Here is a 21149-nt window from a genome sequence, read left to right on the forward strand (position 1 = left end):
GCAACAGTTTCTAAGGGTAGCCAACGTACATTCTAGGATACCAAACACCAAAGAAGGAGATCCCCCGGGATCCCCTTCGAAGCCGCAAGCGGCTAACCATTATTTGTTTTTTTAGAGGTTGTTCAAAAAGTCCGCTTTTGATCACGAAGTGAATCAAGAAGTGGATTCACATCGAATCTTGAATTCAGCCGGGCCTTCCGTTGCTCTCGTACCCGATACGTACACTCCACTCCTTACGTCCCTAACTTCTTTCAACCTTCTCGGTGCTGAAAACCGGCCTTTTTGAACACGTATTTTTATGGGTTTTCATAAACTCATTGATTTTCAAATCAAGCAAACTGCTGATTTCGATCACGACATCCGAAGTAAAGGACTTCTCCTGCAAAAAGATCTTCTCCATCTTACTGCGCAGCAGATGAATTTCATCCTCTAACGTTACAGCTTGTGGTGAATTCGCCCGATCTTCTTCGTCCATCCACTGATTCGTATCATTGCCTTCGGCGATTATCATGTTATCGAATGGCAGGTTGTATCCACCACTGCGCAAAAGAAATCCCTCCCTGAGAAACTAAAACCTTCTCCCAAAATCGAATTATACCATGTCCTTATGACAATAATCAATTAAAAAATGAAAGAAATGTTAATTAACACCATTTCTACAGGGATTTTTTTCTAACCTAGCTTCAGTTTGTGGACAAACTCTCCTATCCGATGCAGCGCCTCATTGATTTGGCTGACTCCCGTCGCATAGGAGCAGCGAAGGAAACCTTCGCCTCCGGCCCCAAACACATTCCCGGGCACCGCCGCAACCTTGGCTTCGATCAGCAGGCGCTGCGCGAATTCGTCCGACGTCAGCCCCGTCGATTCGATGCTCGGGAAGGCATAAAACGCGCCTTGCGGTTCATGACAACTCAAACCGATGTCCCGCAGCCCTTGAACGATCAATCTGCGCCGCTGGTTGTAGGATTCGATCATCTGGTCTTTTTCCTCAAGTCCGTTTCGGAGGGCTTCCAGCGCCGCGACTTGCCCCATGACAGGAGCGCACATCACCGTGTACTGGTGAATTTTGAGCATGGCGTATATTAAATCCGGATGGCCGCAGGCATATCCCATCCGCCAGCCGGTCATGGCAAACGCCTTGGAAAAACCGTTGACGAGGATCGTCCGGTCCTTCATGCCCGGAATCGATGCGAAGCTGACGTGTTTTTGACCGTACGTCAGTTCCGAGTAGATCTCATCCGAAATAACGATCAGATCGTGTTCCTCCACCACTTTGGCGATCGGAAGCCAATCCTCGTACGTCATAATCCCGCCCGTCGGATTGCTCGGATAGTTCAAAATCAGCACTTTCGACTTCGGCGTGATTTTAGCCTTCAGGTGCTCGGCCTTCAATTTGAAATTGTCGCCTGCGTAGGTTTCGATTTCTACCGGAATCCCTCCCCCGATCGTAACGATCGGCGAATAGGAGATGTAACAAGGAACCGGAACGAGAATCTCGTCCCCCGGTTCGATCAGCGCCCGGAGGGCGAGGTCGATCGCTTCGCTTGCGCCCACCGTAACGAGAATTTCATCCTTCGGGTTATATTTGACGTCATAACTGGAATATAAATACTCCGCGATCGCTTCCCTGAGCTCGGGCGTGCCGGCGTTGGACGTATAGCTCGTGTACCCGCGCTCCAGCGAATACACGCAAGCTTCCCGCACATGCCACGGCGTGATAAAATCCGGCTCGCCTACCCCTAAAGTAATGATATCCTTGCTCCCGCTGGCCAGGTCGAAAAAACGGCGGATGCCGGAAGGCTGAATCTCCCGGACCCGGGGAGCCAAATATGAAGTCATCGTTGGTCCTGCCTGCTCTGCTTGCTGTGAATTAACGCTCATAACATTACTTCCTTTACGGAGAAATCATCAAACGGCGGTCTTCTTCCGGATCTTCGAAGATGACGCCGTCTTGTTTGTATTTTTTGAGAATAAAATGGGTTTTGGTCGATAACACGGACTCCAGCGTCGACAACTTTTCCGACACGAAGCTGGCCACCTCTTTCAGGTTGCGGCCCTCCACCTCGACCAGCAAATCGTACGCGCCGGACATCAAATAGACGGATTTGACCTGAGGGAACAAATAAACCCGCTCCGCGATCGCTTCAAACCCGCGTCCCCGTTCGGGCGTGATTTGAACTTCAATCAAAGCCGTTACCTTCTCGTCGTCCAGCTTGCTGGAATTGATCACCGTCGCGTATTTGACGATCACATGGTCATCTTCCAGCTCCCTGATCGCTTCCGCCACTTCCTCCACCGGAACCCCGATCAGGGTCGCCAGCAGATTCGCATCACGGCGGGCGTCCTCTTTCAGGAGGTCCAGCACCTTCAGCTTCAATTCGCTTAGTTGTTTCATCCCTCATCCTCCAGCGATGCTTCCGCTTCACCGCATCAATCCAGTGATTCGGAATCTAAATTTAATACTTATATTACATGAAATTTAGGCTCCTGCATAGAAAAACCGCCCATTCTAGGTGAGCTTCCCGGAACTGGACGGTTGCCCGCCGAAATCAGGCTCTAACGGCCCTAACCGTTTTTTTGCGGCGGCTATCCGGGTCTGAAGGGCTCGGCGCCTTTTTCAGCTGTTTGCGCAGCGCCAGCCAGCTCAGGATCGGCGCCGCCCCCAAACCGAACATCAACCATGTTACCGTGCTCATCTGCGGATAAAGCGAATAAATGACGATAAACAGCAGCGTTCCGGCCATGCGCCCCACCGTGATGCTCAGCTCCCGCAGGACGACGAGCTCGACGCGCCGCTCCACGCTTTCCGGGCTATTGCCGATCAAATCGAACACCGAAGAAACGACGGGGATGAGGTACAAGGGCAAAAACAAGGAGGTGCCGATGCCCATAAACATCAACGTGCCATAGCTCACCTTCCACAGCAAAGGGCCGATGACGAGCGTAATCAATACAGCGCCAATCAGCATTCCGTAATAGCGGAATTTCAGCTTCAGCCATTTGCCGACCGCCCAATAGCTGACGAGCGATACCAGCGAAGTCACAAACGAAAACTGCCCGATCCGCCATTCTGCCGACGTGCTGATAAAGACGAGCAGGTTAGTAATGAAAGTGAACACGCCTTCGCGCAAACCGTGGGCCGCCGACGCGGGTGCCGCTTGACGCCATGGGCTGTCGTGCCGCAGCTTGCGCACCGGGGCGAGCCAATCGTAGGGACCTCCCCGCTGCCTTTTTTTGAGCCAAAAACTGAGCAAAATGCCGAGGCCGTATACAACGAGGGAAATCGTGAAAATAAGCCGGTAGCCCGCTTCGCCATGCTTGACCGAAATCAGCCAACCGGATACCCAAGGGCCGAAAATCCCGATCACCGATCCCAACACTCCGACCCAGCCGTTAAACAGGTCCCGTGTTTTCACATCGGTCACTTCAAAATAAACCACATTGAAGGCCAGCCAGAACAGGCCCGATCCTGCGCCAAACAGCAGGCCCAGCGGCCAAATATAGTCAACCGTATGTTTCCCCGCCCAGAGCACCAGCAAATAAAACAAGCCGGATACGATGATGCCAAGCCGCAGAAAAAACATTTTGTCGCGCTCCTTGACCCATTTGCCGGCGATCCAAAACGCTAAACCAAGCGCCAGTTGCTGGGAAAACGTAAACCAGCCGATCAAAGAGAAATCCTGCTTCACCTTCCAGATGTACACGTTGAGAAAAGTCCCCGACAAGGCTCCGGCCAGCACAAACAGTCCGTTGACCGCCAGCAGCAGAATCGACTGACCGTTCAGGCTTTTGCGGTGTTTACTCATGATTCGTTCCTCCAGCCGTCAAAAAAGTTACTCTTGTAGAGGTTGTTCAAAAAGTCCGTTGCTCTAAACCCGCCTTTTTGAATACGCACTTTGTAAGATGCCCAAAACTGGAGGAAGCATGAGATTTTTTTCATGGGCAGGCTGGGGTTATGTTAAATCGGGATTATGCGATAACTCCGAAAGTAATGCCAAAAGCAACTCCGAAAGTATGCTAAAACTAAGGACTGGTCCGGGTTGTTCCGCCACCCGCGAGCGAAATGCAAAAATGCATGCGATTTTCGTCGAAATCCCTCGAAAAAGGGGGTTCAAATGCAAATGTGCATTTCATTCCCGTTCGAAAAAACCTTTTTTTATCCATCAGCGCCAAAACAGATGCACTTTTGCATTTCAACCTTCATAAACCGCCGCTATACTCGAAAACCAAATGCACTTTTGCAGTTGGTTTAGCCACGCCGTCATTAAATATCGAATACGCTCCGAGAAATGCAAAAAAGACGCCGTTTTGGCGTCTTTTTTCACGGGCGAATCATTTGTTGGATGCCTCATCATTCCCGCTCACCGTGCGGATAAAAGAAATCCGGTCGTCCTCGGATAAGAAGCGGCTGACATGGAAGCAGGCGGAGCAGATGTACACGTTCAGCTTAACCGGCGCCTGCAGCAAAGGCCGTTTCAGGCCGGTCGGAATCGGAGCGTCCAGACTGCCCGGCGCAAGCTCCTGCTGGCCGGCATAAATCATGTACTCCCGGCAGTGAGGGCATTCCGGAACCTCGTCCTGATGATCGAGCAGCTTTTCCACGCCGGTCTCGTACGCCAGCAAATCCCCGCCGGAGGACGTAAAGGCTTCCAGCCGGCGCACTGCGCCGAGATGCCCGCCCTGTTCGTCGTCCCAGTAGTCATCTTCATCCCCGTGATCATGCCCTTGATGATGATCGTAGTCACGGTCGTGTGCACGATCGTGGTCATGGCCATGGCCATGGTCGTCACCGTGTTCATCATGGTCGTAATCGTGGTCGTGATGATGCCCGCGTTTACGGTCGCCAAAAGGATGGTCCTCGTATTCGTCTTCAAACTCCTCTTCACTGCCGAGGGTAATGCTGAGCGTCCGGTAGCCCTTTAGTTCATTATGGCAATAGGGGCATTCTTCCTCCGGCCCCAGTTCTTCGTCCCATACGATTTCGGTTTGACACCATGGGCAAATCGTCGTTTCCATCGATGTTCGTCCTTTCAACGTATATTAAGCGTTCCATAAATAAATAATACCTGCTGCCAAAAACAGGATCGACGCAACAAACAAGATCCGGACCAAATTTTTCACTTCCGCTCTACTCCCCCTAAACTAGCCTATACAAGCTCCAATCAAAAAGGACACCGAAACGGAAACGGCCATGGAAATAAAACCAACGCTCGTGTTTCCTTCGGCGATTTCCCGGTCGAGCCGGAACACCGGCGTCCAGAACTGAAATAACAGGTAAGCTGCAAAAAGCAGCAGCGAGCCGACCGACGACCAGATCATAAAGTCGTAAATGGACGGCTGCTTGGCGGCAAACCGGATCACGTTGCACAGCCCGAAAATTTTTCCGCCGGTCGCCAGCGAAGCAGCCATATTCCCACGCTTGATTTCCTGCCAGCAGCGGTATTTGGTCAACGATTCAAAGCAGGAAAGAAAAACGATCAACTCCACAACCGCCACGGAAAAATAACCGATTATAAGCCCCAGCGGCTGCTCCAGCAGCGGATCGATGTTCTCCTTCACGTCCTCCCTCTCCTCTTACGTTATTTCAGCTCCGCAACCGTCACTCCCGTACCGCCTTCGCCGTAATTGCCGAGCCGGTAGCTTTTGATATGCTTATGTTTACGCAAATAGTCGGAGATTCCCGTGCGCAGAACCCCGGTGCCTTTGCCGTGGATGATATAGATTTGGCCCAAATTCGCCAGATATGCCTCGTCGATAAACCGGTCGACCTCGATCAGCGCCTCCTCCAAGTTGGCCCCGCGCAAATCAAGCTCGCTGCGGACCTGATCGTCGCGCGACCGCTTGACATTCGTCACCGTGCGTTGCGCCGGCTTGCTGGCCGGAGCCTGAGCAATGAGCTCCATGTCGTCCAGGCTCACCTTCATCTTCATAATGCCAAGCTGAACCACGGCCTCCCTGCTGCCGGCAAGCTCAACGACATGGCCCTTTTGATTCAGGCTGTACACCATCACTTCATCGCCGGGTTCGATTTGCCGGGGCGGCTTGGCCGCCTTGCGTCCGGCCGCGGTTTTCTTCCGCTGCTGCGGCTCGGCCTCATCCAACTGCTTGCGGGCCGCAATCAGCTTGTGCTCCTTGACGGCGGCTCCTTCCTCCTGGGCCATTTTGCGCAAATCGGCGATGATCCGTTCGGCTTCCTGGCGCGCTTTGGCAACGATCGCCGCGGCATCCGCCTCCGCTCTCTCGAGATGTTTGTCCCTTTGCTGTTCCAGCTTCTCCAGCTCCGCCGCATGGCGGGTGCGCAATGCCTCGAGCTCGCGCCGCAGCTTCTCTGCGGACTCCCGCTCCTGCTCGGCGCCAAGCCGGTTTTCCTCCAGGGAAGCGATCATGTTTTCGACCCGCAGGTCTTCTTCCTTCACTTCGCCGCGGGCATACTCCAGGATCTTCTCCGGCAGCCCCAGCCGCTCGGCTATGGCAAACGCGTTGCTGCGTCCGGGCACGCCGACCAGCAAACGGTAAGTCGGGCTCAGCGTATTGACGTCGAATTCCATGCTGGCGTTAATAACGCCTTTTCGTTCATATGCGTAAGCCTTCAGCTCGCTGTAATGCGTCGTCGCCACCATGCGGCAGCCCAAACCGTGGATATGCTCCAAAATCGCCACGGCCAGCGCCGATCCTTCCGCCGGGTCGGTGCCCGCTCCAAGTTCGTCGAGCAGCACAAGGCTTTTTGGCGTCATTTTCCTCAAAATGGAAATGATATTCGTCATGTGGCTGGAGAACGTACTGAGACTTTGCTCGATGCTCTGCTCATCCCCGATATCGGCGTAAATCGCGTCGAAAACGCAAAGCTGGCTGCCGTCCTCCGCCGGGACGAACAAGCCGGACATCGCCATCAGGCTGAGCAGGCCGATCGTCTTCAAGGTGACGGTCTTCCCGCCGGTATTGGGTCCGGTCACGATGATGGTCGTATATTGGTTGCCGAGCTCCACATCGGTCGGTACGACTTTATCCGCAGCAATAAGCGGGTGACGCCCTTTCTTGAGCTTCAGGAAGCCGCGGTCGTTCATTCGCGGCAGCGTCGCCTTCATCTCCCGCGCCAACCGTGCTTTGGCAAAAATAAAATCAAGCTGCCCCAGCACATCTGAGTCATACAGCAGCAACTCTGCTTGATCACCGACGGCGGCCGTCAGCTTCTGCAGAATCACTTCGATTTCCCGCTCTTCCTTCAGCCGGGTTTCCCGCAGCTTGTTGTTCATGGCCACGATCGACTCGGGCTCGATAAACAGCGTGGCCCCCGACCCCGACTGGTCGTGCACGATGCCGCCGAAGTGGGACCGGTACTCGGCTTTTACCGGAATGACGAAGCGGTCCCCCCGGATCGTGATGAGCTGATCCTGCAGCATTTTGGCCACGGAAGAGGAGCGGATCATTGCGTCCAGCTTCTCCCGGATGCGCACCTCGCCTCCGCGCAGCTCGCGGCGGATTTGCGCCAGCTCCGGGCTGGCGGAATCCAGCACCTCGCCGCTTTCGTCGATGCAGCGCTTGATCGCATCCTCAAGCGGCTTCTGGTCGCTCAAGGCATCGCTCAGCACAAACAGCAGCTCCACCTCGTGCTCCTCATGCACGGCCGCAATGTATTTTTTGACTCTGCGGGAACCCTCCAGCGTCGTCGCCACGCCAAACAGCTCGTGCGGATTCAGCGTTCCGCCGATGCGCGCCCGCTTTACCGCCGGCGTTATATCGACAATGCCGCCAAACCCCGGCGCCCCCTTTAGCCGGTCCACGTTAAACGCTTCGTCCGTCGCCTGCAGCAGCCGTTTGACGTCCTCCAGGTCGCTGACGGGAGCAAGCGACTCCGCCGCTTGTTTTCCCATCGGCGTTTGCGCAAAATGGATCAGCTGATCTATGATTTTTCGATATTCCATCGTTTTAAAAATTTTTTCGTCCAAGAACATTCACAACTCCCCTCGGGCTATGATCCCATTATAACCGAAACCGCTCATTTTTCGCTATTTTACGAAGCCGCACACATAAGATGCCGTATTGCGGAACATGATAATTACGTATAGCCAAACGTACTTACCAATTAAAAGGAGGCTATGTGCCAATGCAATTTCTGGGACACGTCGTGCGATTCATCGTCTCCGCCATTGTATTGCTCGTGGTGGGATGGCTTGTACCGCAATTCAGTATCGGGGGATTCGGCAGCGCTTTGCTGCTGGCTCTCGTAATCGCCCTTCTCGGATGGGCCATTGAAGGCATTTTCGGGAAGCGGGTTACCCCGTTCGGGCGCGGAATCGTCGGTTTTCTAACGAGTGCGCTTGTGATCTGGCTTGCTCAGTTCATTATTACCGGCGTTTCCGTCTCCGTCATCGGGGCGCTGCTTGCCGCCCTCGTGATCGGGATTATCGACCTGTTCATCCCGGTGTCTACGCCGTTTGAAGCAGGCAGAAACAAAGACAGAGCAACCCGTTGATGCCCTAAACCCGTTCATGGCGGAGCAGAAAATGCGGTCGTCCTTATGCAGCATCCAGCTGCTCAGGGCGGCCGCTTTTCATTTGTTCAATAATTATTCAAACCTGTCCCCGTTGTACTCCCGTAAAATACGATATGATATTCTTAAAATTGTCACAAAATATTTAAAATGCGGGGGATGACTGTGAAGAAAGGTATTGCTTTATTTGCATCCGCTATTATGCTTTTGGTTTTATCCGCCTGCGGCGGCGGAAGCTCCGCTGGAAACGGCAGCGCGGCCGAAAGCAATATTCAGCCCGAAGCCGAACTCGTGATCGAAGCGTCCAATTATCAGTTTGACCAAGCCGAATACCATCTAAAAAAAGACGTACCGGTCAAAATCGTGTTCAAAAACGCCTCCGGCAATCACGGCGTACTCGTCCCAGGTTTGAAGCTGCAGCTTGACCGCAAAAACGATTCCGCCGTCATCATCCCGAAGGAAGCCGGGGAATTTGAAATGTCCTGCTCCGTTATGTGCGGCTCCGGACACAGCTCGATGATTTCCAAAATCATCGTCGAATAACCGAAAAACAGCAGGAGCCCGCGGCCGTATGCCGGGGCTCTTGCTGTTGGCGGTACGTTTAAAATTATCAGGACTGGTCCTGCTCGATCAGTTCGATCCATTCGTTGAATTCCGTTTGCAGCTTTGCATAATCCTCCTGCAGCCGGCGGTGTTCCTCTTCCCGCCGCTCAAACGCCTCGCGTTCGGCTTCGCGTTCTACCTTAAGCAGCCGGTATTCATGCGAAATGATTTCGTAATGCTCGGAAATTTGCCGGAGTTCTTCGGCAAGCCGCTGCTTCTCTTCCTCCAACTGCTGGTAATCGCCCGACAACTGGATCACGCGCTCGCTGCCGGCCGCGCTCTCCTGCTGCCACTCGTCCAGCTGGCGCAGCAGCTCGGCTTCCTTCCCGCGCAACGCCTCAAGCTCCCCCTCGGCGGAGGCCCACTGCTCCATGAGTTCCTGTTCCCGCTTTTCCGCAGCTTCCCGGAGCTGCGCAAGCCGCTCTTCCCGTTCGGCATGCTCCTGCAGTTCCACGTTCATATCCTGCAGCCGGTCGTGCAGGCGGCTGAGCTCCGCCGCCATCCGCTGTTTCTCTTCCTCGGCCGAGCTTGCCGTCAGGAGCGCCGTCTCCCGTTCGCGGGAAGCCTCCTCTAGCTGCCGGCGCAGCAAATCCAATTCGTCCGCCAACACGCGCGCATTTTCCTCTTCCGCTTGCAGCCGCTCGCGGACGCTCGCCAGATCCGCGGCCGAAGAACGGAGCTGTTCTTCCAGCTGTTCGCCGCGGCCTTCCGCTTCCAGCAAGCTGATTTCCAGACGGCTAAGCTCTTCGCCGCGTTTATCGGCCAGCTTCTGCCACGACCTTTCGTTCTGTACGGCGGCGGCGATTTCCGCACGCAGCTTGTCCTGCTGTGCGCGCGCCTCCTGCAGCTGCTGCTGCAGCTTCTGGGCTTTGGCCTCGCTTGCTTGACGCGCTTCCTGCAGCTCCCGCGCTTTCGCTTCGCCCGTCTGACGGGCCTCCTGCAGCTCCCGCGCTTTCGCTTCGCCCGCCTGACGGGCCTCCTGCAGCTCCCGCGCTTTCGCTTCGCTTGCCTGACGCGCTTCCTGCAGTTCTCGGGCCTTCGCTTCGCTTGCCTGACGCGCTTCCTGCAGCTCCCGCGCTTTCGCTTCGCTTGCCTGACGCGCTTCCTGCAGCTCCCGCTCCAGCTCTTGCGCTTTCGCTTCGCCCGCCTGGCGCGCCTCCTGCAGCTCCTGCTGCAGCTTTTGCGCCTTCCCTTCGGCGATCTGGAGCATATCCTTCAGCCGTTTCACCTGTTCCTCCAGCTTGGCCCCGTTCTGCGCGGCCCGCTGTTCGGCCGCTTTGGCGGACTGCTCCCGCTGCAGCGTTTCGCTTAGCTGCTTCTGCAGCTTCTCGCGCTCTTCCTTCTCCTTTACCGTCAGCTGTTCGGTCTGGCGCAATTTGGCCTGAAGCTGCGAGTTGCTGCCCCGCTGCTCGTTTAATTGCCGCTCCAGCTCCTGGATCCGGCCCTTGTGCTTGCGCGCTTCGCCATCGTGCGCCTGCAGCGCCGCCTCCAGCTTCTCCGCCTGGTCGGCCAGCTGCTGCTTCTCCTCCTTCAGCCTGCGATGTTCCTCCTGCAGCGCCTTGTACATATCCTCCTGCTTGGCATGAAGTCCCTGCAGCGCGGAGTTCTCCTGCGCGATCACGGCTTTCTCCTGCTTGGCATTCTGCAGCTCGTTTTGCAACTGCTCCGTTTTGACCGCCTCTTCAGCCATCCGAACCGCCGCGAGCACCGCCAAACGCGATATATCGAGATGAGGATAGGCCTGGGCAATGCTGTGCATCAGCTCGTCTACGCGGCGGGCCACCTGCTTCATGTACTCCGTGCTGCTGCCTACGATTTTATAAGAAGTGCCGTATATTTCCACACTCACGCTAATTCGGCTTTGGTTACTCAAAACTATGTGCCTCCTTCGGTCCTGGGCTTAGATCTAAGATGTCTTTTATAAATTAAACGAAAGTCACATCGAATCGGTTATCTAACAATGGATTCGATGTGACTTTGCCCAATTCCTGCTATTTTCTCAGTTCGGCGGCAAAAGTTTGCGCAAGTCCGGCCACGACCCGATCATGGACCGCCGTCACCTCTTCGTCGGTCAACGTCCGCTCCTTGTGACGGTACACCAGGGACAACGCCACGCTCTTTTTGCCTTCGCCCAGTTTGGAACCGGTAAATACGTCAAACACCTGCACGTCTTCCAGCAGCTTGCCTGCGGTTTGCCGGATTTCGGCGATCAGCGCGCCGGCTTCGACATCGGCCGCGACGACGACGGCGATATCCCGTTGCATCGCCGGGAAGCGTGGCAGTTCGCGGTATACGGCCGGTTCACCGGCATATTCGTAAATCGGCTTCAGCAGCAGCTCGGCCACATACGTATCGTCCAGATCCAGTTCCCGCTGCAGCTCCGGATGAACCTGTCCCAGCGAGCCGATCCAGCGTTTTCCGCCCTCCGTCTGCAAATAAACGGAAGCCGAACGCCCCGGATGGAAGCCTTGCGGCCGATCCGCCGCATAGCTCACGCGGCCGCCCAGACCCAGGTAATCGAACAGACTTTCCAGCGCGCCTTTGAGATCGAAGAAATCAACCTGCTCGGCCGGCGCGTTCCAGCGCTTCGGCTCGCGCTCGCCGGCCAGCAGCAGACCGAGCGCAGGCACTTCGTCCGGCTGCTTCGTCAGCTTCGCTTCCTCGGTCACGAATACGCCGCCGATTTCGAACAGCGCCAGATTTTCCTGCTTGCGGTTGCGGTTATATACGGCGATATCGATCATTCCCGGCAGCAGGCTGCTCCGCAAGGTGCTGCGATCCTCGCTCATCGGCATCGCCAGCTTAACCTCGTGGCCGCCCCCGCCAAGCTGCGGAAATTTCCGGGCCGCCCCCGCCCGGATAAAGGAGTAGCCGAGCACTTCCTGCCAGCCGCCATGGACCAGCAGGCTGCGGATCGCCCGCCGCAGCGCCTGCGGCTTCGTGCAGCCCCCGGCCGTGGTCGGCCCCTCGATCAGCGTGGTCGGAATGTTGTCGTAGCCGTAAAGCCGCGCCACCTCTTCGATTAAATCCACATCCCGGGTGATGTCGCCCCGCCGGGTCGGAATCCGCACTTCCAGAGCGTTTTCGGTCAAGTCGGCGCTGGCGAAGCCAAGCCGGGTCAGAATCGTTTTCGTCTCCAGCGTGGAGATGTCCGTTCCCAGGTAATCGTTCAGCTTGCCAAGCGACAAAGTAATCACCTGTTCCTGCGGCTCACGGTTCACGACCTCTACGATCCCCTTGCAAACGTTGCCTCCGGCGTATTTGGCCATTAGCTCGGCGGCGCGGTTCAACGCGGGAATGACGGCGGAGGGGTCGACCTCTTTCTCGAAGCGCTGCGAAGCTTCCGAGCGGAGCCCCAGCGCGCGGGACGTCTTCCGCACCGCCCCGCCGTCGAATTTCGCCGACTCCAGCACAATGTTGACCGTCCGGTCCGTGACCTCTGAGTCGAGGCCTCCCATTACGCCGGCGAGACCTGCCGGCTTATCGTCGCCGTCCACGATAAGCAGCGCTCCGGGCTCCAGTTCGCGTTCCTGGCCGTCCAGGGTCACCAGCTTTTCGCCCTCCCGCGACTGGCGGACGCCGATTTGCCCGCCGGCGATTTTGTCGGCGTCAAAAGCGTGCAGCGGTTGTCCGTACTCCAGCATGACGTAGTTGGTAATGTCCACGACGTTGCTGATCGGACGGATGCCGGCAGCCATCAGCCGGTTTTGCATCCACAGCGGGGACGGGCCGATTTTAACGCCGGAAATGTAGCGGACGGCATAGCGGCTGCACAGCTCGGAAGCCTCGACTTTGACGGCGATCCGCTCCTCGGCCGGCTGGGCGAACTCGATCAGCTCCTTTTCCGGCTTCGGCAGCTTCACGTCGCGTCCCAGAATCGCGCCGACTTCATAAGCGGCGCCCAGCATGCTCAGGCAGTCGGAACGGTTCGGGGTGAGATCGAAATCGAGCACTTTATCGTCCAGGCCAAGCAGCCCCGCGATCGGCGTACCGATCTTGGCGTCCTCCGGGAGCACGAGGATGCCTTCCTGCTGCTCCTTCGGCAGCAGCTTGTCGTTCAGGCCCAGCTCTTTCGCGGAGCAGATCATCCCCTGCGAAGGGACGCCGCGCAGCTTCGCCTTTTTGATCTCAATCCCGCCCGGCAGCTTGGCGCCGACGAGCGCTACCGGCACCTTCTGGCCGGCGGCGACGTTTTTCGCCCCGCAGACGATCTGCAGCTCCTCGTCCTGCCCGGCATCAACAATGCAGACGTTCAGCTTGTCGGCATCCGGATGCTTTTCCTTGCTTTTGACATAACCGACAACTACGTTCGATACGCCTTTGTTGCGGTTTTCAACGGAATCGATCTCAATACCCGAGCGCGTGATTTGCTCCGCCAATTCCTCGATGTTGACTCCGTCCAGCGATATATAATCGGACAACCATTCGGTTGATACTTTCATCGTAATTCCCTTCCCTCTTCCAAAAATTAAACTCTGGCAAACTGCTGCAGGAAACGCCCGTCGTTGTTATAGAAATAACGGATGTCGTCCACCCCGTATTTCAGCATCGCGATCCGTTCCACGCCCATCCCGAACGCAAAACCGCTGTACTCCTCGGGATCGTAACCGCTCATCTCCAGCACGCGCGGGTGCACCATGCCGCTGCCGAGAATTTCCAGCCACCCGGTATGCTTGCACACCCGGCAGCCGCTGCCGCCGCATTTCATGCACGTCACGTCCACCTCAACGCTGGGCTCCGTGAACGGGAAGAAACTCGGACGCAAACGGATTTGCGTGTTCGCTCCGAACATTTTGCGGGTGAATTCCAGCAGTGTGCCCTTGAGGTCGCTCATGCGGATTTTTTTGCCGACGACAAGGCCTTCGATTTGGTGGAACTGGAACGAGTGGGTCGCATCGTCGTCATCGCGCCGGAACACCCGTCCCGGGCAGATGATTTTGACCGGCACTTCGCCCTTCATCGCCTCCATCGTGCGCGCCTGCACCGGCGACGTTTGCGTCCGCATCAGCAGATCGTCGGTGAGGTAAAACGAATCCTGCATGTCCCGGGCGGGGTGGTTTTTCGGCAGATTCAGCGCTTCGAAGTTGTAATAGTCGGTTTCCACTTCCGGACCTTCCGCGATTGAATAGCCCATGCCGATAAAAATATCCTCGATCTGCTGGATGACCTGGTTCAGCGGATGAACCGCCCCCTGCCTCAGCGGCCGCCCCGGCAGCGTCACGTCAACCTTCTCGGCGGCCAGGCGCGCCTCTGTCTCAAGACGCTCGAAATGCGCCTGCTTCTCTTCGATCAGGGCCTCGATCGCCGACCGCACCTCGTTGCCGATCTGTCCGATGACCGGGCGCTCCTCCGCGCTTAACGATCCCATGCCGCGCAGGATTTCCGTCAGCGCCCCTTTTTTGCCCAAATATTTGACCCGCAGCTCAGCCAGCTGCCCGGCGTCCGCAACTTTGCTAAGCTGCTCCAACGCTTCGTGCTTGAGTGCTTCCAAACGTTCTTTCATGAATATTTCCTCCTCAGGCAAAATAAAAAAGGCCTTTTCTCCCGAAAGGGACGAAAAGACCGTGGTACCACCCTTGTTAGAGCCCGTCAGGCCCGGCATTCCGTATAACCTCCGTATAATTGGCGCTGTTTGCCGCGCCAACTTCGGCCAGGCGGTACGGTGTCCGATGCTTCCTGCAGCTCTCACTTTAACGATATAACGGATCGTAACCGGTATCCTCTACTGCGCCGGCCCCTCGCCCATTGAACAGGCGAAAAGCGCACGGGGTTCAAGGAACTGCTCCGGAGCGAACTTCGGCAGCCTGTTTCCGTGGGGACGCTCTCAATCTCCGGCGTTCCCTCCCTGTAAGGAGGCCTCTGCTTACTCTTCTCCATCATCGCATTTCGTCGTTAGTGTTTGCAACCGCGCCTGTGACGGCGCGTTTTCGACTTTAACTGCTATTATATGCAAACTTGCCGCCATTGGCAAGCCGCCGCATAAATATGGTATGTTTATCTCAGCAAACTATACCATACAAGGAGTACACCCCCATGAACGGCAACGAACGCAAAAACATCTATCCCGGCCTTACCGTCGACATCGTTCTGAAAAAAGACCAGCCCAGCGGCCGTCTGACCCGCGGTGTGGTGAAAGACATTCTGACGAATTCGCCCGCCCATCCTCACGGCATCAAAGTACGGCTTCAGGACGGCCAGGTGGGCCGGGTGAAGGCCATCCATCCCGCCAAAGCGGACTAAAGGGTGCCGCCAGGCTCCATCCGCGCGGGCAGCCGGTTATTTCCTCACCGTCCACCATAATGAAGCGGATCGGCGGAACTTCAATCAGCATCGGCTCCGGTTTCGGCCAATACAGCTCCTTGTATTTCTTTTTATAATCGAGTTTTTCCATCATCGTCCATCCCGTTCCTTATTCCCGCTAGTCCCGCTTCCAGCGCTTCAGCGCCGGAAACCACGCCTGCATCCGCGTTCTGGCCTGTTCACGATCCGCAAAAAATTCCGCTCCAGACTCGGCCCCGTATTTCAGGCACTGCTCGATCATCTCCTCCATCGACAAATCGCTCGTAAACGCCCCGTCCCGGTAGCAGTAACCGCAATAGTCATAGTTGGCCCCGCCGCCTTGTTCCGAGCCGAGCTCCTCGTTGTTCGTCAGCGGCATGCCGCAGCTTTGGCAGAACAGATGGCCCTTTGCCACCGGAAAATACAGCTCCACATGCGCCGGATTGCCCGGTTCCGGATAATGCTCGTGCACGGCTCCGGTCAACTGCAGCCCATGCTTGGGCAAATCATGTTCAATCGTTTGCTGAAACACCTCGCCGTAAGCCGTTCCGCGGCAATCCCCCACCAGATACGTGTGCGCCGGCACCGTCCATTTTGTCCATCCTTCCGCAACTTCGGCGTCCGCTCTCACTTCACAGCCGGCCAGATAAAGGCCCCGGTCGTCCCACCGTCCCAAATAGACGTCAGGGTGCCCCATCACCCCCCACATTCCCTTGGGCGCACCGGTTTCGTTCTTGAGGGCGATGTCCTGAATCTGGGAATACGCTCCGTTCGCTTGCTCCCAAAGGGGAACAATCCACTGGGGTCCCTCGTCCGCTTTTCCCTGGCCAAGCTTTCCGGCCACCGTAAACTCTTCCACATACTTCAACTTCAATTCCGCCATTTCTTGTCCACTCCCTTCTTTGATGGAGCCATTGTATCAATCATAATATGACGACTGTATGTCATATTCAGAAGGGTTTTGATATATTTTTGCGATTTTTTCCGCTTTGTCCCTCAGGATCTGCCGGATATGCGGCGGGGAGATCACCCGGACGTCCTCGCCAAAAGACAGCAGGTACCCGTACACCCACCCGTTTTCCGGATAGCTGACCGTAACCCGAAAGCTGCCGTCCTCGTTTTTATGTACGGAAGTCCGGTCAAATTCATCATGGATGCGGAAGGCCAAACGCGGCGAAAACCACAGCTCCAGCCGAACAAGCGGCGCCAATTCCCGTGAGGACGACACAAGTTCGGGAACTTCGCCCTCTCTCCGCTCAAAATGCTCGCCGGTATACGCGACGGCTTCCATCCGGCTGATCTTAAATGTGCGGAACGTCTGCTTTTGCAAGCAATATCCCTGCAAATACCAGGACTTGTTTTTGAAATGCAGCTTCAGCGGGTCGGCCTGCCTTTGCGTTTGTTCCCCGTTCGAATTGTAATAGGTAAAAGAAATCCTCCGCCGCTCCAGAATCGCCGTCTTCAGTATGCCGAACTTCCGCCGTTCCGCTTCCCCGCTTTCCCAATGGGAAAAATCCACGTCGATCCAGTTCACTTCTTCCCGCCGGAACAGGCGGCTTAATTTGGCCAGCACCTCCCCGGTTTGCTCGGCGTTCGTGGCCGCAAGACTTTGCAGTCCAAACAAAATTTCGTTTTGCTCCGTTTCCGATAACAGTGATTTATTGAGCACAAAATCCGGCAGCAAACCGATGCCCCCGCCCTTGCCTTTGCTGCAAAACACCGGGATACCCGCAGCGCTAAGCGTATCGATATCCCGGTAAATTGTCCGCGCCGACACCTCAAAACGTTCGGCAAGTTCGGCCGCCGTCACGGTTTTGCGTTCCATCAACAAATAGACGATCCCAAACAACCGACTTATTTGCACGCAGTTTCCCCCCTGCTACAAGTTCCTGCTTTGAGTATACCGGCAGCAAGACGACAATACCATGTATTTAAAGCGAACGACCCTGTCATTAGAGCGAAAGACCGTGTCACAAAGCGAAAGACCGTGTTCGGACAAAACGATTCAGAATATGCGGGCGGGCTATCGGACTAAAATAACCTTAAAGGCTAAAATTGTCGTTAATCCCGCGATATCAGGCAATTTGAGGAAAATAGAGACAATTCACGCCTCTATTTTCCTCTTTCGCAAGGAAATGACTCTCTTCTGCGAACATTCTAGGAAAATAAGTACATAAAATGCCGCTAATGGGGATGAACATGCTAGGTTTCGGATAATAAGTACATAATGTGCCGATATTTTAAACGCTGACGGTTGGGCGTTCCATTTGGTTGGCTGTCAAGCGCCGATCACTAGATTGAGCCCCACATTTGCCGTCATTCCCCAACACTCCGCAAAACGCAGAAAAAAAGACCCTTCACAAAGGAAGAGTCTTGGAAAGTGGCTTCCGATCTCAGATTCTTACCAGTCCAGTCGGCCGCTTTACGCCGTATGCTTCACATTCACCGGTGGCTGCGGCGCTCCCAGCTTCGTTCCTGTGTCCCCCTTTTTGCCGAACAATTTGCGCAGGTAAGGGAGCACGTAATAGTCAAGGCCGATTTTGCCGGCATTGGCGGCGGCGACGACGACCAGCACTTCAAGCAGCAGCATTTGCGCGTTCGTGCTTACCGTTCCGCTGAAGAGGAACGCCGCGTTCATTACCAGGCCCATCAGGGCGGCGAAGGTGGTGAAGGTGCCGAGGATCAGCCCCAGGCCGACCAGGAACTCGCCGTAAGGAACAAGGACGTTGAAGAGGCCTACGTTAGGCAGGGCGAAATGTTCCAGGAAATTGGCCCACCAGCCTTGGACAGCGGGATGATCGCCCGTGCTGTTCGCGATCGCGCCGGTGAGGAAGCCCGCGGCGTCGAAGCCGCCGGTAATTTTGTGATACCCGGCTTCAATCCATTGGTACCCGAGGTAAACCCGGATGACGGTCAGCAGCCACATGGCGATTTTATTGGTTCTCAGGAAGTTGTTAAACATATTTACCACTCCTTAAGTTGGTTTGTTTTGTTTTTTAAGGATGATCATCTTTGATGTCTTTATTATAAGTGATTTTTTTCACAATATATGTGATTTAAATCACATATATTAAAAATTTAATAAATTAATTTTAATATACACGAGCAAACTTCATTCAGGTTCCGTCAATAAAAAAACTAATGGTTATCAGCGCCGGCTACAGCCTGAATTTGTCCCTTAAACTGCCCCCTAGAGCAGAACGCAGCCCGTATTGGCAGCGTTAAAGACAAAAGAAAAAACCCCTGCGCCGCAAGGGTTTTTACAGAAATTTCACAGTAAGCGGGTGATGGGAATCGAACCCACGCTACCAGCTTGGAAGGCTGGAGTTCTACCATTGAACTACACCCGCACATTACCCGCAAAGGTATAATATGGTCGGGACGACACGATTCGAACATGCGACCCCCTGGTCCCAAACCAGGTGCTCTACCAAGCTGAGCTACGTCCCGGAAGCTTCGCGATCAGTCCGAAACGCGAAGACAAAATATAATATACCATTTTTGCGGGCCCGGTGCAAGAGGATATTATTTCCTTTAGGAAATAGCGGGAGAAGGAAAATCCCCTAGCCAGCGAGCCGGCTGAGGAATTCATGCTCCAGCACGCCGGCGGATACCGGTCTGCTGAACAAATACCCCTGGCCTTCATGGCATTTTTGCAGCCTCAGAAACTGCAACTGCTCCTCGTTCTCAACGCCTTCGGCCGTCACCTTGAGCTTCAGATGATGCGCCATCGTCGTGATCGTCGAGACGATCGCCGCGTCGTTGCCGTCGTACATAACCTCTTTGACGAAAGCGCGGTCGATCTTCAACCGGTCGATCGGCAAGCTTTTCAAATAGTACAGCGAACTATAGCCGGTGCCGAAATCGTCGATGCTGATCTGGATGCCCAAGCTCTTCAAACGATGGAGCTGGTCCAAAGCCGTATCGATATCGTAGGTCATGCTTTCGGTCACTTCCAGCTCCAGGTAACGGGGGTCCAGATCGACCTCGCGCAAAATCGCGCCGATCCGCTCCGCCAGATTGTATTGGCGGAATTGACGCATCGACAAATTGACCGATACGTTTACCGGTTCATATCCCGCAAGCTGCCACTGCTTATTGTACTGGCAGGCCGTTTTGAGCACCCATTCCCCCAACGGAACGATCAGGCCGCTCTCCTCGGCCAGCGGGATAAACTCGCCGGGCGGCAGCAGCCCGCGTTTCGGGTGGTTCCAGCGGACGAGCGCCTCCATCCCCACCATTTTTCCGGTGTCCAGACTCATTTGCGGCTGAAACTCCAGAAAAAACTCCTCGCGGTCCAGCGCTTTTCGCATATCGTTCTCCAGCTCCACCCGGGACTGGGTATACATCTTCATCGCCGGAGTATACCGCATAAAATGAACCCCGTGCTCCTTGGCGTGATGAACCGCCATATCCGCGTATTGAATCATTTGATCGACCGACTCGCCGTCAACCGGGAACACCGACAGGCCCATGCTGAGCGAGATATGGTATTCCGTATCGTCGATCAGCACCGCTGGGTTTACCGCACCGAGCAGCTGCTCGGCCCGCTCTTCGGCAATCTCGGCGCCGTCCGTCCTAGGCAAAATCAAGGCGAACTCGTCCTCCCCCATGCGGTACACCTGCTCTTCGGCACGACACAGCGCTTTCAGCCTGGCTCCGAACTCGGTGAGCAGCTTGTCCCCCGCGCTGTACCCCAGCGAATCGTTAATCGCTTTGAAACGGTCGATATTGATGACGGCAACCCCGGTATACGCCCCCGAAACGCTCAACCATTGGCCGAGCTGCTCCTTCATTAGCCTTAGATTCGGCAGGCCCGTCAAATCGTCATGATAAGCCATATGCTTCATCCGCGCTTCGGCCTGGCGCCGGCCGCGGATCGGCTCTTCGATCGTCAGCCGGTAAACGCCTTTCAGCACAAAATAATAGGATAAGCACATATACCACTGGCCCGCCGCTTGTATGGAGCCTTGGGGGTCTTTGAAAGGAAACGTCAGCATCACATGGCCCATAACCATAAACAGCAAGGCCCGCGTTACCGTCATGATGGCCGGCGGCTGTTCCGCCCGGTGGCTGTGCATAATCGCGGCGATCGCTACAATATACAGCATGGAAACGCCGAATATGAGCGTAAACCTGCCCGCCGGCGAGTTCAGAAAGCCCGCCGCCAAACCGGAAGCGAGCTTGGCTTCGTGCCGGTTCATCCATGCCAGGCCGGCGGCGGCGATCAGCGCCGTCACGGAAAACAGCGTAATTTTATGAACGTCGGACACCTGCTTCTCGGAGGAAGCGAAAACAGCCAGCATGCCAAGCGCTCCCACCGTATGGGACAACGTTAAAAACCAATCCGCCAGCCCCGGTCCGGGCTCGAAGCCCAAAAGCGGAATGCCTCCGTAAGCGGCGGAATATAACATGTCAAGGATACCTACCACCGAAAACAATGCGGCGGAATACAGCCGCTGCCTGGACAACTTGTCGGTAAACATGATCCATCCCTGCGCAAAGATGGAATAAGACACGGCCAGGCACATCAAGCCCGCAAGCAAATGCAGCGCTTGCATCGTTTTGCCGGTTCCGCCCGGCAAGACGGCTGTTGCCGACAACCAGACGACACCGATCATCGCTGCCAGCCCGACTACCCCTGGGACGATTGTCGATTTTGCTTCTGCCCTGATTCTCAATGCCCTCAACCTCCGGAGGTAAGTATCTGTCTATGGTCCTAAAAATTAATAATTCAACATTTTCCGTGTTTTTCCTTCCTTTTGTTCCAAAAATG

17 protein-coding genes and 2 tRNA genes are annotated in these 21149 nt (G+C 55.5%); 3 read left to right on the plus strand and 16 right to left on the minus strand.

Annotated features, from left to right (window positions below; genetic code table 11):
* Nucleotides 1-241 precede the first annotated feature (241 nt).
* The 7 genes from DYE26_RS14320 to DYE26_RS14350 all read right to left on the minus strand — a co-directional run bounded on the left by DYE26_RS14320 (nucleotide 242) and on the right by DYE26_RS14350 (nucleotide 7946).
* Complete coding sequence (locus tag DYE26_RS14320; RefSeq protein WP_172531724.1) at nucleotides 242-475, minus strand: aspartyl-phosphate phosphatase Spo0E family protein; 234 nt, start codon at nucleotides 473-475, stop codon at nucleotides 242-244.
* 197 nt (nucleotides 476-672) lie between these two features.
* Nucleotides 673-1881, minus strand: a complete 1209-nt coding sequence (locus DYE26_RS14325) for an aminotransferase class I/II-fold pyridoxal phosphate-dependent enzyme (protein ID WP_036624895.1) — start codon at nucleotides 1879-1881, stop codon at nucleotides 673-675.
* A 13-nt stretch (nucleotides 1882-1894) separates the two neighbouring features.
* Nucleotides 1895-2395: an Lrp/AsnC family transcriptional regulator gene (locus DYE26_RS14330; protein WP_036624896.1), complete on the minus strand. Its 501-nt coding sequence runs from the start codon at nucleotides 2393-2395 to the stop codon at nucleotides 1895-1897.
* Nucleotides 2396-2549: 154 nt separating this feature from the next.
* The gene (locus DYE26_RS14335) at nucleotides 2550-3806 is read right to left on the minus strand and encodes an MFS transporter (protein WP_051985634.1); all 1257 of its coding nucleotides are present in this window, start codon (nucleotides 3804-3806) and stop codon (nucleotides 2550-2552) included.
* Nucleotides 3807-4332: 526 nt separating this feature from the next.
* A complete protein-coding gene (locus tag DYE26_RS14340) occupies nucleotides 4333-5016 on the minus strand; it encodes a hypothetical protein (RefSeq protein WP_036624897.1) in 684 nt (227 codons plus the stop codon).
* A gap of 126 nt (nucleotides 5017-5142) precedes the next feature.
* Nucleotides 5143-5559 carry a DUF350 domain-containing protein gene (locus tag DYE26_RS14345; RefSeq protein ID WP_036624898.1) on the minus strand — a complete coding sequence of 139 codons (417 nt, stop codon included), beginning with the start codon at nucleotides 5557-5559 and terminating at the stop codon, nucleotides 5143-5145.
* Between the two features lie 20 nt (nucleotides 5560-5579).
* A complete protein-coding gene (locus tag DYE26_RS14350; RefSeq protein WP_036628572.1) occupies nucleotides 5580-7946 on the minus strand; it encodes an endonuclease MutS2 in 2367 nt (788 codons plus the stop codon).
* A gap of 158 nt (nucleotides 7947-8104) precedes the next feature.
* Here DYE26_RS14350 and DYE26_RS14355 point away from each other — a divergent pair, with 158 nt between their 5' ends.
* Together DYE26_RS14355 and DYE26_RS14360 are read left to right on the plus strand one after the other, a co-directional pair.
* A complete protein-coding gene (locus tag DYE26_RS14355) occupies nucleotides 8105-8473 on the plus strand; it encodes a phage holin family protein (protein ID WP_036624900.1) in 369 nt (122 codons plus the stop codon).
* Between the two features lie 177 nt (nucleotides 8474-8650).
* Nucleotides 8651-9034, plus strand: coding sequence for a cupredoxin domain-containing protein (locus DYE26_RS14360; RefSeq protein ID WP_306308127.1), 384 nt, complete (start codon nucleotides 8651-8653; stop codon nucleotides 9032-9034).
* A gap of 67 nt (nucleotides 9035-9101) precedes the next feature.
* On the opposite strand, the gene DYE26_RS14365 is transcribed toward DYE26_RS14360, so the two are convergent.
* The 3 genes from DYE26_RS14365 to pheS form a co-directional block, all read right to left on the minus strand.
* Nucleotides 9102-10967: a hypothetical protein gene (locus tag DYE26_RS14365; RefSeq protein ID WP_036624903.1), complete on the minus strand. Its 1866-nt coding sequence runs from the start codon at nucleotides 10965-10967 to the stop codon at nucleotides 9102-9104.
* Between the two features lie 118 nt (nucleotides 10968-11085).
* The gene (gene pheT, locus DYE26_RS14370) at nucleotides 11086-13536 is read right to left on the minus strand and encodes a phenylalanine--tRNA ligase subunit beta (RefSeq protein ID WP_036624904.1); all 2451 of its coding nucleotides are present in this window, start codon (nucleotides 13534-13536) and stop codon (nucleotides 11086-11088) included.
* A 26-nt stretch (nucleotides 13537-13562) separates the two neighbouring features.
* On the minus strand, nucleotides 13563-14597 hold the full coding sequence (gene pheS, locus DYE26_RS14375) for a phenylalanine--tRNA ligase subunit alpha (protein WP_036628573.1): 1035 nt from the start codon (nucleotides 14595-14597) through the stop codon (nucleotides 13563-13565).
* Nucleotides 14598-15127: 530 nt separating this feature from the next.
* Here pheS and DYE26_RS14380 point away from each other — a divergent pair.
* A complete protein-coding gene (locus DYE26_RS14380; RefSeq protein ID WP_036624906.1) occupies nucleotides 15128-15334 on the plus strand; it encodes a YwbE family protein in 207 nt (68 codons plus the stop codon).
* Between the two features lie 178 nt (nucleotides 15335-15512).
* Here the strand turns inward: DYE26_RS14380 and DYE26_RS14390 are convergent, their stop codons facing one another.
* The 6 genes from DYE26_RS14390 to DYE26_RS14415 form a co-directional block, all read right to left on the minus strand.
* Nucleotides 15513-16256 carry a zinc ribbon domain-containing protein gene (locus tag DYE26_RS14390; RefSeq protein WP_082207887.1) on the minus strand — a complete coding sequence of 248 codons (744 nt, stop codon included), beginning with the start codon at nucleotides 16254-16256 and terminating at the stop codon, nucleotides 15513-15515.
* A 36-nt stretch (nucleotides 16257-16292) separates the two neighbouring features.
* A complete protein-coding gene (locus DYE26_RS14395) occupies nucleotides 16293-17237 on the minus strand; it encodes a helix-turn-helix transcriptional regulator (RefSeq protein ID WP_036624908.1) in 945 nt (314 codons plus the stop codon).
* A 558-nt stretch (nucleotides 17238-17795) separates the two neighbouring features.
* The gene (locus DYE26_RS14400) at nucleotides 17796-18335 is read right to left on the minus strand and encodes a DoxX family protein (RefSeq protein WP_036624909.1); all 540 of its coding nucleotides are present in this window, start codon (nucleotides 18333-18335) and stop codon (nucleotides 17796-17798) included.
* Between the two features lie 317 nt (nucleotides 18336-18652).
* A tRNA-Gly gene (locus DYE26_RS14405) sits at nucleotides 18653-18723 on the minus strand.
* Nucleotides 18724-18746: 23 nt separating this feature from the next.
* Nucleotides 18747-18823 (minus strand) — tRNA-Pro (locus tag DYE26_RS14410).
* A 113-nt stretch (nucleotides 18824-18936) separates the two neighbouring features.
* Nucleotides 18937-21054, minus strand: a complete 2118-nt coding sequence (locus DYE26_RS14415) for a putative bifunctional diguanylate cyclase/phosphodiesterase (protein WP_036624911.1) — start codon at nucleotides 21052-21054, stop codon at nucleotides 18937-18939.
* Nucleotides 21055-21149: the final 95 nt, after the last annotated feature.

The organism is Paenibacillus macerans (assembly GCF_900454495.1).
GTDB lineage: Bacteria > Bacillota > Bacilli > Paenibacillales > Paenibacillaceae > Fontibacillus > Fontibacillus macerans.